Origin of the sequence: Gulosibacter sp. 10, assembly GCF_900163695.1 — a bacterium.
Classification (GTDB): Bacteria; Actinomycetota; Actinomycetes; order Actinomycetales; family Microbacteriaceae; genus Gulosibacter.
Map to the genome: position 1 here is coordinate 20,647 of NZ_FUIC01000036.1, position 15,259 is coordinate 35,905.

Genomic DNA, 15,259 nt, shown 5'->3' on the forward strand with positions numbered 1-15,259 from the left:
GCGCCATGGGCGCGGGGGTCGGCTTGTTACCGAATCGAGACTAGTTCTCGCGCTTCTCGCGGATCTTCGCGGCCTTGCCGCGCAGGTCGCGCAGGTAGTACAGCTTGGCGCGGCGGACGACGCCGCGCGAGACGACCTCGATCTTCTCGATGATCGGCGAGTGCACCGGGAACGTGCGCTCGACGCCGACCTGGAAGCTCACCTTGCGGACGATGAAGGTCTCGGCCACGCCCGCGCCCTGACGCGCGATGACGACGCCCTGGAAGACCTGGACTCGCGAGCGGTTGCCCTCGGTGATGTTCACGTGCACCTTGACGGTGTCGCCGGGACGGAACTCGGGCACCTCGCGGAGCGACTCGGCGTTGATCTGGTCGATGATGTTGGTCATGATGAGTAATCACCCTCTGCCCCGCCACAGGTCGGAGGCTTGCTGAGAAAGTCGTGTCATCCGCGGCGGAGTGTCCCCTGTGGCAGAGTCACGTCGCGGCACAAGCGATCATCTTAGCCCGATTCCGGCGCGGAGCACCAGTCCGAACCGCGGGCATCCGGCGACGGGACGGCTAGCCCGAGCGCGGACGGGCCTCCCACTCGTCGGGATCCGGCCCGTCGTCGTCCCGCTCGTCCACGATCTCGCCGTCGACGGCCTCGACGTCCCCGCGCGCGCTCGAGCCGGTGTCCTCCCACCGCTCGCCCGTCTCCACGGTGATCACCCGCCCCGCGCCGGGCCCCGAGGCGTCGGGCCACGGCCCGGGCGCCTGCCCGTCGAGGTGCTGCCGCAGGTAGTCCGCGCGCGCCGTCATGTTCGCGACGGCCTCCTCGCGCGAGCGCCTGCCGATGCGCCCCATCGCCAGGATGCCCGCCGCGAACCCGGCGAGCTGCACCAGCCCGCCGATCGGGTCCGGCAGCGCGGCCCCGACCGCCCAGAGCCCGAACGTGCCGAGGTACCAGGCGACGTCCTCGGTGGTGAAGGCCTTCTTCATCCGGATGCTCTCGCGGAGCCACAGCAGGACGCCGAGAATCGCGAGCTGGATGAACGAGGCGGGGATGGTGAGGAAGAGGGAGAGGAACCCGGGCACCGAGCGCTGGAAGACGATCCACGCCAGCACCGTCCACATCCCCAGCACGAAGGGCGCGGGGATGAGCGAGGCGTAGAGGATGCGCTGGAACGGGTTCGGCATGCGAAAAACGCTAGTCGACGCGCCTGCGAATCTCGCCGACTAGCGGAGGAATTCCGCGCGCAGCGAATCGACGACGCCGATCGGCCCGCCCGTGCGCATCGCGGCGCGCTGACGGTCGGCGGAATTGTTGTCGACGATGGCGAGCGCCGACACGAGCTCAGCCTCGCACCCGAGGTCGCGGGCGACGGGCTGCAGCTCGTCGATGCGCCGGGCCAGCGACTCCCGGCCGCTCTCCTGGCGGCCGTCGGCGCCCGTGATGAACTTCGTGCTGAACCCCCAGCGCGCCGCGCGGAACTTGTTCTCGCGCACCGCCCACTCGGGCAGCAGGAAGGGCGCCCGCCCGGTGTCCAGCGCGCGCAGCGCCTCCTCCACCACGCACTGGGTGAAGGCGGCGCCGGCGGCGACGTCGAAGAGCGAGGGGCCCCCGTCGGCGATGCGCACCTCGACGGTGCCGAAGTGGGGCGCCGGCCGGACGTCCCAGCGCAGCTCGAGCGGGTCGAGGATCACCCCGCCGGCGAGCATGCCCTCAACGGTGCGCACGTAGTCGGACCAGTCCTCGAGGCTCGGCGGGAGCCCTCCGGTGGGCAGCTGCTGGAAGAGCATGGTGCGGTGCGAGGCGAAGCCCGTGTCCTGCCCCTCCCAGAAGGGGCTGGACGCCGAGAGCGCGAGCAGCCAGGCGACATTGGCGTTGATGGCCCCCATGACGGGCACGACCGCCTCTCGGTCCGGCACGCCCACGTGCACGTGCACGCCCCAGATCGACAGCTGCCGGCCCCAGTCGCGCGAGCGCTCGGCCACGCGCATGTAGCGGTCGGCCGGCGTCACGGTCTGCAGGCGCCAGTCGGCGAAGGGGTGCGTGCCCGAACCGATAGCGGCGACGCCCGCCTTGCTCGCGGCCCGCTGGAACTTGCCCCGGAGATCCCGGAGATCCGCGATGGCCCCGGGCACGTCCCTGTGCACGGAGGTCACGAGCTCGACCGTGTTCGTGAGGAACTCGCCGACGCATCGCTTCACACCGACGGAGTCGATCACCTCGTTCGCCCTGCCGGTGAGATCACCGCTGGCGGGGTCGACGAGTGCGAGCTCCCACTCGATACCGAGGGTCGTTCGCTCCGTAGGGGCAAAGTCCATGCGACCATCGTAGAGGGACGGCGACGGAAGAACTCCCCACTTCTCGGTTTTTCTGTAAGAATGGAGAGCTGAGTCTGCGCCAGCGACCCTCTACCCGCGCGTGCAGCCCATCACGAGCCCTGACCGGGATTGCCCCACAACTCCCCGGTCGTTGTTCTTCACTTTGTTCACAACGTTTAACCTGCAGGAGACACGTGTCTGTCAAGATCCGTCTGAAGCGCCTGGGTAAGATCCGGGCTCCGTTCTACCGCGTCGTGGTCGCCGACGAGCGCTCGAAGCGCAACGGCCGCGTCATCGAAGAGATCGGCAAGTACCAGCCCACCACCGAGCCCTCGTTCATCGAGATCGACTCGGAGCGCGCGCAGTACTGGCTCTCCGTCGGCGCGCAGCCGACCGAGGCCGTGCTCGCCCTCCTCAAGCTCACGGGCGACTGGGGCAAGTTCAAGGGTGAGGGCGAGACCGAGTCCCGCGTCAAGCAGCCCGAGCCCAAGGCCGAGTTCGTCGCGGACGCGGCGAAGAAGCCCGTGCTCCGTCCCAAGTCGGCCCCCAAGGCCGAGCAGGCGCCGGCCGAAGAGCCGGCCGCCGAGGAGACCGAGGCCTAGTCATGCTCGCGTCCGCGCTGGAACATCTCGTCCGCGGCATTGTCGATCGACCCGATGATGTCCGCGTGGACGCGCACGCCTCCTCGCGCGGCCAGGTCCTCGAAGTGCATGTGCACTCCGAGGACCTGGGCCGCGTGATCGGCCGTCAGGGCCGCACCGCGAAAGCCCTCCGCACCGTCATCGCGGCCCTCGCCGAAGGCCGCCGCGTGCGCGTCGACGTGGCGGACCGCTGACATTGGCCGGCAAGAACCGCGGCATCACGCAGCTCCGGGTCGGCCGCCTCTCCAAGGCCCACGGCCTCAAGGGCGCCCTCAAGCTCGAGCTGTACACCGATGAGCCCGATAAGCGCTTCGTGCCCGGAGCCTCCTTCTCGCTGCAGGTTCCCTCCACTTCGCCGTGGCACGGCCGCAGCATCGTCCTGCGCGAACTGCGCTGGTACAACGAATCCCCCGTCGCATTCTTCGAGGGCGTCGCCGACCGCACCGCCGCGGAGACGCTCGTCAAGGCCATCCTCTGGGTCGACCAGGACGAGGCCGAGGAGCTCGACCCCGATACCTGGTACGACCATCAGCTGGTCGACCTCTCGGTCGTCGTCGACGGCGAGGTCGTCGGCCGCGTCGCGCGGGTCAACCACTTCCCCTCGCAGGACCTCCTCGAAGTCGAGACCCCGAAGTCCGGCACCGTCATGGTGCCATTCGTGAAGGCGATCGTTCCCGGGGTCGACCTCGAGGCCAAGACGGTCACCGTCACGCCTCCGGGCGGTCTGTTCGACGGCGAGGGCGAGTGAGCCGATGACGGCGTCGCCGACCCGCGTCGATATCGTCACGATCTTCCCCCAGTTCTTCGACGTGCTGGACATCTCGCTGCTGGGCAAGGCCCGGGCGAAGGGCATCGTGGATCTGCGGGTGCACGACCTCCGCGACGCCGCGCACGACCGCCACCGCACCGTGGACGACACCCCGTACGGCGGCGGCGCCGGCATGGTCATGCGGCCGGAGCCGTGGGGCGAGACGCTCGACGGCATCCTGGACGCCGCGGAGCCGCGGGCCGAGGCCCCGCTCATCGTCTTCCCCTCCCCCGCCGGGGAGGTCTTCACGCAGGCCGCCGCGCGCCGGTACGCCGCGGAGCCGCATCTCGTCTTCGGCTGCGGCCGGTACGAGGGCATCGACCAGCGCGTGTTCGACTACGCGGCCTCCCGTGCCCGCGTCGAGCTCGTCTCGCTCGGCGACTACGTGCTCAACGGCGGCGAGGTGGCCGTCATGGCCATGATCGAGGCCTTCGGGCGGCTCATCCCCGGCGTCGTCGGCAATCCCGCCTCGCTCGTCGAGGAGTCGCACGAGGACGGCCTGCTCGAGTACCCGAGCTATACGAAGCCCGCCTCGTGGCGCGGCCGCGAGGTGCCCGAGATCCTCCTGAGCGGGCACCACGCCAGGATCGAGGCGTGGCGGCACGAGCAGCAGGTCGAGCGGACCAGGCGCGTCCGGCCCGATCTCTACGAGGCGTGGGCCGCGCGGCCCGAATAGCCCGCCGAGGACGACTCGTGGACGAGCCGCAGCAGCGGGACGCATCGACGCGGCCGCGGACCGTGCTGCTGGTGAATCCCAACATGAACCGCCGCACGACGGCGCTCATGACGGGGCTGGCGCAGGTGGAGCTGCCGTCGGCGGTTCGCGTCGCGGGGGTCACCGCCGAGCGGGGGCCCGCGATGATCGTCGACCCTGCCGCGCTGGCTCGGGCGGAGGGCGCGGTGCTCGACGTCGCCAGGAAGGCCGTCGAGGCGCATCGGCCCGACGCTGTGATCGTGGCGGCGATCGGCGACCCGGGGCGCGCGGCGCTGCAGCGCGCCCTCGACGTCCCCGTGATCGGCATCGGCCAGGCCTCGATCCGCGCCGCGGCGGCCGGCGGACGCCGCTTCGGCATGGCCACGACCACGCATGAGCTCGTCGGCGCCTACGGCTGCCGCGAGCGGTTCACGGGCGTGAGCCTCAGCCGCCGCGGGCCGCTCGAGCTCGCCTCGGACCCGGAGGCCCAGTACCTCGAGCTGCTCGAGGCCGTGCGCGCGAGCCGGGCGCGGGGCGCCGAGGCCGTGATCATCGCCGGCGGCCCGCTCAGCGATACCGCGCGCCGCCTGCGCGACGCGGTCGATCTCCCGATCGTCGAGCCGGTGCCCGCGGCGTGCGCGCTGCTGCGCGAGACCGGGATCGTCTAGCGCGCGCCCGCGAGATCCGGCTCGAGGTCGTGGGCGGCCCAGACGCGCTCGCCCGCTGAGCGGCTCCCGGCCCTGCTAGCGGCCGAGGAACTTCTGCAGCTGCTCGAGCTCCTCGGGGGTCGGGCCGTCGCCGCCGGGCTTCGCGGCGCCGAACGCCGCGCCCGCCGGCTTGTCCTGCTTCGGGGCGGGCTCGACGCCCCGCTTGGCGGGGTTGCCGGAGAAGCGCTTGCCCTTCGCGGCCTTCTTGCTCTTCTTGGCGCCGCCACGGGCGGGGGCCCCGCCGCCCATCGGGCCCATGCCGGGGATGCCCGGGGTCGCGCCGCGGGCCATCGTGCGCATCATCTTCGACATGCCGTCGAACCGCTTGATGAGCTCGTTGATCTCGCTGACCTGCGTGCCCGAGCCCCGCGCGATGCGGGCCCGGCGCGAGCCGTTCAGCACCTTCGGGTTGTTCCGCTCGAGCGGGGTCATCGACTGGATGATCGCCTCGATGCGCACCAGGCTCGACTCGTCGAAGTTCTCGACCTGCGACTTCATGCTCTTGTCCATGCCGGGGAGCATGCCGATCATCTTCTTGAAGTTGCCGGCCTTGCGGACCTGCTGCATCTGCTTCAGGAAGTCGTCGAGGGTGAAGCGATCCTTCGCGATCTTCTCGGCGGTCTTGCGCGCCTCCTCCTCGTCGAAGGCCTTCTGCGCCTGCTCGATGAGCGAGAGCACGTCGCCCATGTTGAGGATGCGCGAGGCCATGCGGTCGGGATGGAAGACCTCGAGATCCTCGAGCCGCTCGCCCGTGGACGCGTAGAGGATGGGCTTGCCGGTGGTCTGCGCGACCGAGAGCGCGGCGCCGCCGCGGGTGTCGCCGTCGAGCTTGGTGAGCACGACGCCGGTGAAGTCCACGCCGTCGAGGAAGGCCTTGGCGGTCGCGACCGCGTCCTGGCCGATCATCGAGTCGATCGTGAACAGCACCTCGTCCGGGTCGGTGGCCTCCTTGATGAGGCGCGCCTGGCGCATGAGCTCCTCGTCGACACCGAGACGGCCCGCGGTGTCGATGATGACGATGTCGTGGAGCTTCTCCTCGGCGAGCCGCATCGACTCGCGGGCCACGCGCACCGGGTCGCCGACGCCGTTGCCGGGCTCGGGCGCGAACACGGGCACGCCGGCCTGGTCGCCGACGATCTGCAGCTGGGTGACCGCGTTCGGGCGCTGGAGGTCGGCCGCCACGAGCATCGGCGAGTGCTTCTGCCCCGCGAGGTGCTTCGCGAGCTTGCCCGCGAGCGTGGTCTTGCCGGCGCCCTGGAGGCCGACGAGCATGATGACCGTCGGCGGGCGCTTCGCCAGGTTGAGCGGCCGCGACTCCTTGCCGCCGAGGATGCGGACGAGCTCCTCGTTGACGATCTGCACGACCTGCTGCGCGGGGTTCAGCGCGCGGTTCACCTCGTCGCCAAGGGCGCGCTCGCGCACGTGCGCGGCGAACTCCTTGACCACGGGGAGGGCGACGTCGGCCTCCAGCAGGGCGCGACGGATCTCGCGCACCGTGCCGTCGACGTCGGCGGCGGTGAGCCTGCCCTTCGAGCGGAGGTTGCCGAGGGCTTCAACGAGCCGATCTGAGAGGTTCCCGAACATAGCCATAGGGAGCCATTCTACCGCGTCGAGGACGGTCAGTCAGCGGCGATCTCCACGAGTTCCGCCGCCGCGTCCGGCAGCGCCCGATCCTCGCGCCAGACCGCCGTGAGCGGCCGCCGCAGCTCGAGGCCGCGCACCGGCACGCGGATGAGGCGTCGGGCCGCGAGATCCTCGGCCACGGTGATCGTGCTCATCACCGAGGGGGCGATCCCCGCCGCCACGGCGCCGCGCACCGAGGTCACCGCAGAGAACTCCGCGGCGGGCGGCGCGAGCTCGAGGCCGGCGTCGAACTCGCCCAGGATGTGCTCGAGCGCCTGGCGGGTGCCGGATCCCTCCTCCCGGACGACCAGCGGGGTGCCCGCGAGCTCGGCCGCGTCGATCCCTTCGGACAGGTCGGCCCACGGGTGGTCGGGGGCGACCACCACGACCAGCTCGTCGTGCCCGACCGTGCGCATCGCGAGGTCCCGAGGCAGGTCGAGCGTCTCGATGAAGCCGAGCGACACCGTGCCCGCCTGCACCTCGCGCACGACCTCCACCGAGTTGACGGCGTGCACGTGCGGGCTCGCGGTGCCGTTCGCGCCCCTGGTCTTCAGCGTTCCGAGCCACTTGGGGAGCAGATAGCCCGCGATGGTCTGCGAGGCCGCGACCCAGAGCTCGGCGTCCTCGTCGACGCGCAGCGAGTCGAGGCGGGTCCTGAACGCCTCGGTGGCCGCGAGCAGGTCCGCGGCCCAGTCGGCCACGATCTGGCCCGCCTCCGTGGGCTTCGAGCCGCGCGCGCCGCGTTCCAGGAGGGCGAGGCCGAGCTCCCGCTCGAGCCGGCGCATCCGCTCCGACACCGACTGCTGCGAGCGGCCCACCTGCGCGGCCACGGCGCTGATGCTGCCGACATCGACGACGCGGACGAAGAGGCCGAGCGATTCGTGGTCGAGATGCCGCATGGGATCAATGTACCCGCGAAGGTGAGAAACTTGCCTCATGACGAATGGACCCCTGATTCTGCCCTTCGACGGCAAGACCCCGCGCATCCACGCGTCCGCGTGGATCGCCCCGAACGCCACGATCATCGGCGACGTGGAGATCGGCCCCGACTCAAGCGTGTTCTACGGCTGCGTGCTGCGCGGCGACTCCGGCGCGATCCGGGTGGGCGCGCGCTCGAACATCCAGGACGGCACGATCGTGCACGTCGACGCGGACGCGCCCTGCACGCTGGGCGACGACGTGACGGTCGGCCACTCCGCGATGCTGCACGGCACGACCGTGGGCGACGGCACGCTCGTCGGCATGTCCTCCTCGCTGCTGAGCCACTCGGTCATCGGCGAGGGCACGCTCATCGCGGCGGGCGCCGTGGTGCTCGAGCACGCCGAGATCCCCGCCCGCTCGCTGGCCGCGGGGATCCCCGCGAAAGTGCGCCGCGAGCTGAGCGAGGAGGAGTCCACCGCGTTCATCCCGCACGCGGGCGGCTACGTGGAGCTCTCGAAGGCGCAGGCCGGCGTCGCCGAGGCGCTCTCGCTCGACGACGTGCGGTACGAGTAGCGACCGCCGCCGGGGAGGCGGCCGCCCTCCCCGGCGCGGCTACGCGTCGGCGAGCAGCTGCTCGGCGAACACGTGCGGCGTGAAGCCGGAGAGGTCGTTGATGCCCTCGCCGGTGCCGATGAGCTTGATCGGCAGGCCGGTGCGCTCCTGCACCGAGAGCACGAAACCGCCCTTGGCGGAGCCGTCGAGCTTCGTGACGACGAGGCCGGTGACGCCGGCGTGCTCGATGAACGCCTCGGCCTGCGAGACGCCGTTCTGCCCCGTGGTCGCGTCGAGAACGAGCAGCACCTCGCTGACGGGGGCGAGCTTCTCGACCACGCGGTGGATCTTCGTGAGCTCGTCCATGAGCCCCGCCTTCGTCTGCAGGCGGCCCGCCGTGTCGATCACGACCATCTCGATGCCCTCCCGCATCGCCACCTCCACCGTCTGATAGGCGACGGAGGCGGGATCCTGGCCGAACTGCTGCGGCCGCACGATGCGCACGTCCGCCCGCATGGCCCAGGTGTCGAGCTGCTCCACCGCGGCGGCGCGGAAGGTGTCCGCCGCCCCGACCACGACCGTGCGGTCGAAGTTGCGCAGGAACCGGGCGAACTTGCCGATCGTGGTGGTCTTGCCGACCCCGTTGACGCCCACCATGAGCGTCACCGCCGGACGCTCGCTGAGGTTCAGCGTGGTGTCGAACTTCGCGAGCCGGTCCTCGATCACCTCGCGGAGCATCCGCCTGAGGTCGGCGGGATCGGTCGTGTTGAAGCGGTCGACCTGGTCCCGCAGCTCCTCGAGCACCTCGTCGGTGATCGTCGGGCCGAAGTCAGCCGTCAGCAGCGCGTCCTCGAGGTCCTCCCACGTCGACTCGTCGATCGTGGGCCGCTTGAACATGGTGCGCAGGGCGCCGCCGAGCGACCAGGATTTACGTTCCGCCATGCCATTAGGGTACGGGATGAGCAGGCGCAGGCGAGAGAACGGCGAGGCGACATGAGAATCGGGTTGATCCGGCACGGCGAGACCGACTGGAACGTGGCGTCCCGGCTGCAGGGCGCCGCCGACATCCCGCTCAACGACAACGGCATCCTGCAGGCCGAAGAGGCCGGGGAGCTGCTGCGCGGCCAGCCCTGGAGCCGCGCCGTCTCCTCCCCGCTCGGCCGCACCCGCCACACCGCCCGCATCGTGACGCGGGCGATGGGGCTCGGCGAGCCCGAGATCGTGGCGGACCTCATCGAGCGGGGCTTCGGCGTGCTCGAGGGGCAGTCCGTCTACCTCCCGGACGGCTCCCGGCGCGATCTCACCCATCCGTCGGTCGAGCCGACCGATGCCGTGCGCACCCGCGCGCTCACCGCGCTGCGCGCGATCGCGGAGGCCCATCCCGAGGAGAACGTGCTCGCCTTCACCCACGGCGCGGTCGTCCGCCAGACGCTGAACGCCCTGATGGCGCGGCCCGCTCCGAGGATCGCGAACCTCAGCCTGTCGATCATCGAGACCGATCCGGCGCACCCGCACGGCTTCTCCGTCTGGTCGGCGAACGGGTATCCGATGCGCCTGGACTAGAGCATGCTCCGCGAAAGCGTGTACCCTGTCCGATGGTGAAGGGGAGTATTCCTCTCGCGACGTTCTCGTCATCACGGATTCGGAACCCTACGTTCCGCCCGGGAGCGTCGGCCGCGGACCTGCGGCGGAAGAGACCTTCAGAGCAGTCCCTTCGCGGACCACCTGGAGGCTATTGAACTAATGGGTCATGTCGACTTGCTCGTATGGGGCATCAGCATCGCAGTCATCTGCGGCTTCTTCTTCTTCGACTTCTACTCGCACGTGAAGCACGCGCACGTGCCGTCCATGCGCGAGGCCGGCTTCTGGTCGATCTTCTACATCGTCATCGCCGTGCTCTTCATGGTCGGGCTCGGATTCTTCTGGAACTGGGACCAGGCCGGCGACTTCATCACCGGCTACGCCACCGAGAAGGCGCTCTCGGTGGACAACCTCTTCGTCTTCCTGCTGATGATGACGAGCTTCCAGGTGCCGAAGATCGCGCAGCAGAAGGTGCTGCTCATCGGCATCGCCATCGCACTCGTCCTGCGAACCGTCTTCATCATCGCCGGCGCCTGGGTGCTCGAGTCCTGGGCATGGGTCTTCTACATCTTCGGCGCCTGGCTGCTCTTCATGGCCGTCAGGCAGTTCATCGACTCCTTCGACGACTCCGATCCGGAGATGCCGGGCTGGGTCGCCCACCTGCGCAAGTTCATCCGCACCTCGGAGCACTACAACGACGACAAGTGGACCGTGGTCGAGAACGGCAAGAAGCTGTTCACCCCGCTGTTCCTCGTGATCGTGGCGCTCGGCATGACCGATCTGCTCTTCGCGCTCGACTCGATCCCCGCGATCTTCGGCATCACGCAGGAGCCGTACCTCGTGTTCATGGCGAACGCGTTCGCGCTGCTCGGTCTGCGCCAGCTCTACTTCCTGCTGGACGGCCTGCTCTCGCGGCTCGTGTACCTGGACCTCGGCCTGGCGTTCATCCTCGGCTTCATCGGCGTGAAGCTCGTGTTCCACGCGCTGCACGTCAACGAGGTGCCCTTCATCAACGGCGGCGAGCCCGTCATGTGGGTACCCGAGATCCCCACCTGGTTCTCGCTCATCTTCATCTTCGGCACGCTCGTGATCGCCACCTTCGCGTCCATCATCTACGCGAAGGGCCGTGAGGAGGGCCGCGCGCAGCTGCAGCAGGAGATCGACGCCGACGAGGCGGAGGACGGCTCGGTCGAGGCCGAGGTCGCGGGCTCGGGCTCGGGCTCGGTGCAGGCTGCCGGGGATGCGGCCGGGACGGATGCCCCTGCGGCGGATGCGGTCGGGACCGACGTCGACGGTGCCGGCACGGCCGCGGAGCCCGGCGCGAAGGCGGATGCAGCGGCCGAGGACGAGCGCCGCGAGGAGTTCGGCCCGTACGTCCAGCGCGACTTCGACGAGGACCGTCGGCGCCCGTAGGCGCCCTCACGACGGCGAGGGGCGGCGGGAACCACGGTTCCCGCCGCCCCTCGCCGTCGCCGTCCGTACGTCCCGGCGCTCCTGCGCGTCGCAGGCCCTGCGCACTACGCCTTGCCGTCGAGGTGCCGCTCCTCCGGGCCGTTGTACACCGACAGCGGCCGGATGAGCGCGTTGTCCGCGTTCTGCTCCATGATGTGGGCGGTCCAGCCCGTGACCCGCGCGGCGACGAACAGCGGCGTGAAGGTCGGGGTGTCGAAGCCCATGAGGTGGTACGTGGGGCCGGCCGGGTAGTCCAGGTTGGGGTGGATGCCCTTGCGCGAGGTGAACTCCTCGGCGAGCGCGGTGTACAGGTCGAGCATGTCCTGTCGGCCGTAGTGCTCGATCATGCGCTCCATGGCCGCCTGCATGGTCGGCACGCGCGAATCCCCGTTCTTGTACACGCGATGGCCGAAGCCCATGATCTTGCGCTTGCCGGCCAGCGCCTCGTCGAGCCACGGCACGACGTTCTCGGCGCTGCCGATCTCCTCGAAGATGTGCATGACGGCCTCGTTGGCGCCGCCGTGCAGCGCCCCCTTGAGCGCGCCGACGGCGCCGGTCACGGCGCTGTACAGATCGGAGAGGGTGGATGCGATGACGCGGGCGGTGAACGTCGAGGCGTTGAAGGAGTGCTCCGCGTAGAGCACCATCGAGACGCGGAACGCGTCGACGACCTCGGGGGCGGCCTCCTCGCCGAAGGTCATCCACAGGAAGTTCTGCGCGTAGCCCAGGTCCTCGCGCGGCTCGACCGGGTCGAGCCCGTGCCGCCGCCGCTGGTCGTAGGCCACGACGGCGGGGATCGCGGCGAACAGCCGCTTCGCCTTGGCGAGGTCCGACTCGGCCGTGCTCTCCCCGCTGCTCGGGTCGGTGGCGCCGAGCACGGAGACGGCGGTGCGCAGCACGTCCATCGGATGCGCCGAGGCGGGCAGCGTGTCGATGAGGGTGCGCAGGTCGGGGTCGAGCGCGCGGCTGTGCCGCTCCTGCGCCACGAACTGCTCGAGCTCCGCAGAGGACGGGAGCTCGCCGTTCCACAGCAGCAGCGCCACCTCTTCGAAGCTGCACGACTCGGCGAGCTCCTGCACGGGGTACCCGCGGTACAGCAGCGAGTTGGTCTCGGGGTTGACCTTCGAGATGGCCGTGTAGTCGACCGGCACCCCGGCCAGGCCCTTGTAGACGTCCTTGTCGTTCATTCGGGTGCTCCTATCTGTGGCGCGTCAGCGGTCCACTCGGAAATTGAATACGGAGGTGTCGAAGCGGTTGTAGTCCTCGTAGTCGACGAGGTCGTAGAGGTCCGCGCGGTGCTGCATCTCGTCGAGCTTCTCCCGCAGGTGCCCCTCCCCCGCGAGCTCGTCGAGGGCCCGCTCGGTGGCGCCCATCGAGATGCGCAGCATCGAGACGGGCCAGATGACGAGGTTCATCCCGACGTCTCGCAGCTGCTCGACGCTGAAGAGCTCGCTCTTGCCGAACTCGGTCATGTTCGCGAGCAGCGGGACGTCCACCGCGGCGCGCATCGCCGCGAACTCGTCGAGCGTGCGCATCGCCTCTGGGAAGATCGCGTCGGCGCCGGCGTCGACGAGGGCCTTCGCCCGGTCGATCGCGGCGTCGAGGCCCTCGGCGGCGCGGATGTCCGTCCGGGCCATCACGAGGAAGTTCGGGTCGCGACGGGCGTCCGTGGCGGCCCTGATGCGCTTCGCGGCCGTCTCCACGTCCACCACCGACTTGCCGTCGAGGTGCCCGCAGCGCTTGGGGTTGACCTGGTCCTCGATGTGGCAGCCGGCGAGTCCCGCGTCCTCGAGTTCCTGCACGGTGCGGGCCACGTTCATCGGCTCGCCGAACCCGGTGTCGGCGTCGATGAGCGCGGGCAGGTCCGTCATCCGCGCGATCTGCCGGCCGCGGGCCGCGATCTCGGTGAGGGTGGTGAGGCCGATGTCGGGCAGCCCCAGGTCGGCTGCGAGGACGGCGCCCGAGATGTAGACCCCGTCGAAGCCCTTGCGCTCGATGAGCCGCGCCGAGAGCGGGTTGAAGGCGCCGGGCATGCGCAGGAGCTCTCCCGAGGCCAGGCGGGCGCGGAAGCGTTCGCGCTTCGCCGCGGCGGTGTTCGTGGCGTAGAGCATCGGTCCTCCTTCAGAACAGGCCGTCGATGGGTGCCGGCGTCAGCGTCCCCGGGGCCGCGGTGATGGTGAGCTCGCCGAGCTCCGCCGCCGTGAGCTCGGGAAGGCGCTCGGCGAGGCGGAGGAAGCGCTCGATCTCGGCGGGCTCGAGCACGCCCTCCGCGAGGGTGCGGAACTTGCGGACGTACTGCTCCCGGGCGAATGGTCGCGCGCCCAGCGGGTGCGCATCGGCCACGGCGATCCGGTCGCGGATCTCGGTGCCGTCCTCGAGCGCGATGACCACGGCTCCCCCGAAGGCCTTCTCGCGGATGTCGAGGGAGTGGTAGCGGCGGGTCCATTCCGGGTCCTCCACCGTCGCGACCTTGCGCCACAGCTCCACGGTGTCGGGGCGGCCGGCGCGCTCAGGGGCGTAGGAGTCGACGTGATGCCAGGAGCCGTCCTGCAGCGCCACCGTGAAGATGTAGGGGATGGAGTGGTCCAGCGTCTCGCGCGAGGCGCGGGGGTCGTACTTCTGCGGGTCGTTGGCGCCGGAACCGATCACGAAGTGCGTGTGGTGCGAGGTCTCGATGACGACGGAGGCGATCCGCTCGGGGTGCTCGACGAGTTCGGGATGCTCGCGGTGCAGCTTCCGCGCGAGGTCGATCCACGCCTGCGCCTGGTACTCGGCGGAGTGCTCCTTGGTGTAGGTGTCGAGGATCGCGCGCTTGGCCTCGCCCGGCTCGGGCAGCGGCACGGAGTAGGCCGCGTCCGGGCCGTCGAGGATCCAGGCGATCACGCCGTCCTCGCCCTCGTAGATGGGGGTGGGGCTCGTCTGGCCGCGCATCGCGCGGTCGACGGCCTCGATGGCCGTCTTGCCGGCGAAGGCGGGGGCGTAGGCCTTCCACGTGGAGATCTCGCCCTTGCGGGACTGGCGGGTGGCGGTGGTCGTATGCAGTGCCTGGCCGATGGCCTGGAAGGTGGTCTCGACGTCGAGGCCAAGCAGCGTGCCGAGGCCGGCCGCGGCGGATGGTCCGAGGTGCGCGATGTGGTCGATCTTGTGCTTATGCAGGCAGATCGCCTTCACGAGGTCGACCTGGACCTCGTAGGCCGTCGCGATGGCGCGGAGGACGTCCGCGCCGGTGAGTCCCTGCTCGGCGGCACGGTGCTGGGCCACCGCGAGGATCGGGGGGATGTTGTCTCCCGGGTGCGAGTAGTCCGCGGCGAGGAAGGTGTCGTGGTAGTCGAGTTCCCGGACCGCCACGCCGTTCGCCCAGGCGGCCCATTCGGGGCTGGTGCGGGTGGCGGCGGGTTCACCGAAGATCGTGGCGCCGGCGCCGTGCTTGGATGCGGGGTGCGCCTCGGCCTGCCCGCGGGCGGCGATGATCGGGGCGCGGTGCAGCGATGCGGCGGCCACCGCGGCGTTATCGATGACCCGGTTGATGACCATGTCCGCGACTTCGTCGACGACCTCGACCGAGTCGGCCGCGACCTCCGCGAGCTTCCAGGCGAGCTGCTCCTCGCGGGCCAGCTGCTCCTCGGATCGATACACGCGGACGTGGTGCTGCTTCACGAGTCTCCCTCCAGGTGGCTGGACGTGCCTTCTTCGGCGATGGCCACCCGAACCACTTTACCGACCGCGGTCGGGAAGGCTCCCGAGGATGTGGGTTCTCGCGAACCGGTATCGGCCCGGGGCACCGTCCGGTCCCGGAAACCGCGAAAAGAGGATACCCATCACGGATATCCCCGCTACCACCCCCCGAGCCCGACCACAGCCCCGGACCGACCCGGAAAAGCAAGTGAGGTGGGTACCCCACCGGGTACCCACCTCAACTTCATTCAAAAAGAGTCCGGCAGTGTCCTACTCTCCCACACAGTCCCCCATGC

At 70.2% G+C, this 15,259-nt stretch carries 17 protein-coding genes; 8 read left to right on the forward strand and 9 right to left on the reverse strand.

Features of this window, described 5'->3' with window-relative positions:
• Positions 1–40 precede the first annotated feature (40 nt).
• The 3 genes from rplS to FM112_RS13190 form a co-directional block, all read right to left on the reverse strand.
• Positions 41–388 (reverse strand): 50S ribosomal protein L19, encoded by a 348-nt coding sequence (gene rplS, locus FM112_RS13180; protein ID WP_087008347.1) that lies wholly within the window; start codon positions 386–388, stop codon positions 41–43.
• 172 nt (positions 389–560) lie between these two features.
• Complete coding sequence (locus tag FM112_RS13185; RefSeq protein ID WP_087008349.1) at positions 561–1,178, reverse strand: hypothetical protein; 618 nt, start codon at positions 1,176–1,178, stop codon at positions 561–563.
• A gap of 39 nt (positions 1,179–1,217) precedes the next feature.
• A complete protein-coding gene (locus FM112_RS13190) occupies positions 1,218–2,309 on the reverse strand; it encodes a YbdK family carboxylate-amine ligase (RefSeq protein WP_087008351.1) in 1,092 nt (363 codons plus the stop codon).
• A gap of 194 nt (positions 2,310–2,503) precedes the next feature.
• Here FM112_RS13190 and rpsP point away from each other — a divergent pair, with 194 nt between their 5' ends.
• From rpsP to FM112_RS13215, 5 genes are read left to right on the forward strand one after another with little or no spacing between them, the layout of a single operon-like run.
• Entirely contained in the window at positions 2,504–2,911 is a 408-nt protein-coding gene (gene rpsP / locus FM112_RS13195) for a 30S ribosomal protein S16 (RefSeq protein ID WP_087008353.1), read from the forward strand.
• A gap of 2 nt (positions 2,912–2,913) precedes the next feature.
• Positions 2,914–3,144 (forward strand): RNA-binding protein, encoded by a 231-nt coding sequence (locus FM112_RS13200; RefSeq protein WP_087008355.1) that lies wholly within the window; start codon positions 2,914–2,916, stop codon positions 3,142–3,144.
• A gap of 2 nt (positions 3,145–3,146) precedes the next feature.
• A complete protein-coding gene (gene rimM / locus FM112_RS13205; RefSeq protein WP_087008357.1) occupies positions 3,147–3,698 on the forward strand; it encodes a ribosome maturation factor RimM in 552 nt (183 codons plus the stop codon).
• Between the two features lie 4 nt (positions 3,699–3,702).
• A complete protein-coding gene (trmD, locus tag FM112_RS13210; protein WP_087008359.1) occupies positions 3,703–4,434 on the forward strand; it encodes a tRNA (guanosine(37)-N1)-methyltransferase TrmD in 732 nt (243 codons plus the stop codon).
• A gap of 17 nt (positions 4,435–4,451) precedes the next feature.
• The gene (locus FM112_RS13215; protein ID WP_254910501.1) at positions 4,452–5,120 is read left to right on the forward strand and encodes an aspartate/glutamate racemase family protein; all 669 of its coding nucleotides are present in this window, start codon (positions 4,452–4,454) and stop codon (positions 5,118–5,120) included.
• Positions 5,121–5,195: 75 nt separating this feature from the next.
• Here the strand turns inward: FM112_RS13215 and ffh are convergent, their stop codons facing one another.
• Together ffh and FM112_RS13225 are read right to left on the reverse strand one after the other, a co-directional pair.
• Positions 5,196–6,749, reverse strand: coding sequence for a signal recognition particle protein (ffh, locus tag FM112_RS13220; protein ID WP_087008361.1), 1,554 nt, complete (start codon positions 6,747–6,749; stop codon positions 5,196–5,198).
• A gap of 29 nt (positions 6,750–6,778) precedes the next feature.
• On the reverse strand, positions 6,779–7,681 hold the full coding sequence (locus tag FM112_RS13225; protein ID WP_176386830.1) for a LysR family transcriptional regulator: 903 nt from the start codon (positions 7,679–7,681) through the stop codon (positions 6,779–6,781).
• Between the two features lie 37 nt (positions 7,682–7,718).
• Between FM112_RS13225 and FM112_RS13230 the strand changes: the two genes are divergently transcribed.
• Positions 7,719–8,276: a gamma carbonic anhydrase family protein gene (locus tag FM112_RS13230; RefSeq protein WP_087008385.1), complete on the forward strand. Its 558-nt coding sequence runs from the start codon at positions 7,719–7,721 to the stop codon at positions 8,274–8,276.
• A gap of 39 nt (positions 8,277–8,315) precedes the next feature.
• On the opposite strand, the gene ftsY is transcribed toward FM112_RS13230, so the two are convergent.
• Positions 8,316–9,197 (reverse strand): signal recognition particle-docking protein FtsY, encoded by an 882-nt coding sequence (gene ftsY, locus FM112_RS13235; protein WP_087008365.1) that lies wholly within the window; start codon positions 9,195–9,197, stop codon positions 8,316–8,318.
• A gap of 51 nt (positions 9,198–9,248) precedes the next feature.
• On the opposite strand from ftsY, the gene FM112_RS13240 reads away from it, so the two are divergent.
• Together FM112_RS13240 and FM112_RS13245 are read left to right on the forward strand one after the other, a co-directional pair.
• The gene (locus FM112_RS13240) at positions 9,249–9,818 is read left to right on the forward strand and encodes a histidine phosphatase family protein (protein ID WP_087008367.1); all 570 of its coding nucleotides are present in this window, start codon (positions 9,249–9,251) and stop codon (positions 9,816–9,818) included.
• Between the two features lie 180 nt (positions 9,819–9,998).
• Positions 9,999–11,249 carry a TerC/Alx family metal homeostasis membrane protein gene (locus FM112_RS13245; RefSeq protein ID WP_087008369.1) on the forward strand — a complete coding sequence of 417 codons (1,251 nt, stop codon included), beginning with the start codon at positions 9,999–10,001 and terminating at the stop codon, positions 11,247–11,249.
• Between the two features lie 104 nt (positions 11,250–11,353).
• On the opposite strand, the gene FM112_RS13250 is transcribed toward FM112_RS13245, so the two are convergent.
• From FM112_RS13250 to FM112_RS13260, 3 genes are read right to left on the reverse strand one after another with little or no spacing between them, the layout of a single operon-like run.
• Entirely contained in the window at positions 11,354–12,475 is a 1,122-nt protein-coding gene (locus FM112_RS13250; RefSeq protein ID WP_087008372.1) for a bifunctional 2-methylcitrate synthase/citrate synthase, read from the reverse strand.
• Between the two features lie 24 nt (positions 12,476–12,499).
• Positions 12,500–13,399 (reverse strand): methylisocitrate lyase, encoded by a 900-nt coding sequence (gene prpB, locus FM112_RS13255; RefSeq protein ID WP_087008374.1) that lies wholly within the window; start codon positions 13,397–13,399, stop codon positions 12,500–12,502.
• A gap of 10 nt (positions 13,400–13,409) precedes the next feature.
• Positions 13,410–14,945, reverse strand: coding sequence for an MmgE/PrpD family protein (locus FM112_RS13260; protein ID WP_087008376.1), 1,536 nt, complete (start codon positions 14,943–14,945; stop codon positions 13,410–13,412).
• Positions 14,946–15,259 lie beyond the last annotated feature (314 nt).

Coding starts and splice junctions, on each gene's coding strand:
- rplS (WP_087008347.1), bottom strand. CDS start 388: ATGACCAACATCATCGACCAGATCAACGCCGAGTCGCTCCGCGAGGTG.
- FM112_RS13185 (WP_087008349.1), bottom strand. CDS start 1,178: ATGCCGAACCCGTTCCAGCGCATCCTCTACGCCTCGCTCATCCCCGCG.
- FM112_RS13190 (WP_087008351.1), bottom strand. CDS start 2,309: ATGGACTTTGCCCCTACGGAGCGAACGACCCTCGGTATCGAGTGGGAG.
- FM112_RS13200 (WP_087008355.1), top strand. CDS start 2,914: ATGCTCGCGTCCGCGCTGGAACATCTCGTCCGCGGCATTGTCGATCGA.
- trmD (WP_087008359.1), top strand. CDS start 3,703: ATGACGGCGTCGCCGACCCGCGTCGATATCGTCACGATCTTCCCCCAG.
- ffh (WP_087008361.1), bottom strand. CDS start 6,749: ATGGCTATGTTCGGGAACCTCTCAGATCGGCTCGTTGAAGCCCTCGGC.
- FM112_RS13225 (WP_176386830.1), bottom strand. CDS start 7,681: ATGCGGCATCTCGACCACGAATCGCTCGGCCTCTTCGTCCGCGTCGTC.
- FM112_RS13230 (WP_087008385.1), top strand. CDS start 7,719: ATGACGAATGGACCCCTGATTCTGCCCTTCGACGGCAAGACCCCGCGC.
- ftsY (WP_087008365.1), bottom strand. CDS start 9,197: ATGGCGGAACGTAAATCCTGGTCGCTCGGCGGCGCCCTGCGCACCATG.
- FM112_RS13240 (WP_087008367.1), top strand. CDS start 9,249: ATGAGAATCGGGTTGATCCGGCACGGCGAGACCGACTGGAACGTGGCG.
- FM112_RS13245 (WP_087008369.1), top strand. CDS start 9,999: ATGGGTCATGTCGACTTGCTCGTATGGGGCATCAGCATCGCAGTCATC.
- FM112_RS13250 (WP_087008372.1), bottom strand. CDS start 12,475: ATGAACGACAAGGACGTCTACAAGGGCCTGGCCGGGGTGCCGGTCGAC.
- prpB (WP_087008374.1), bottom strand. CDS start 13,399: ATGCTCTACGCCACGAACACCGCCGCGGCGAAGCGCGAACGCTTCCGC.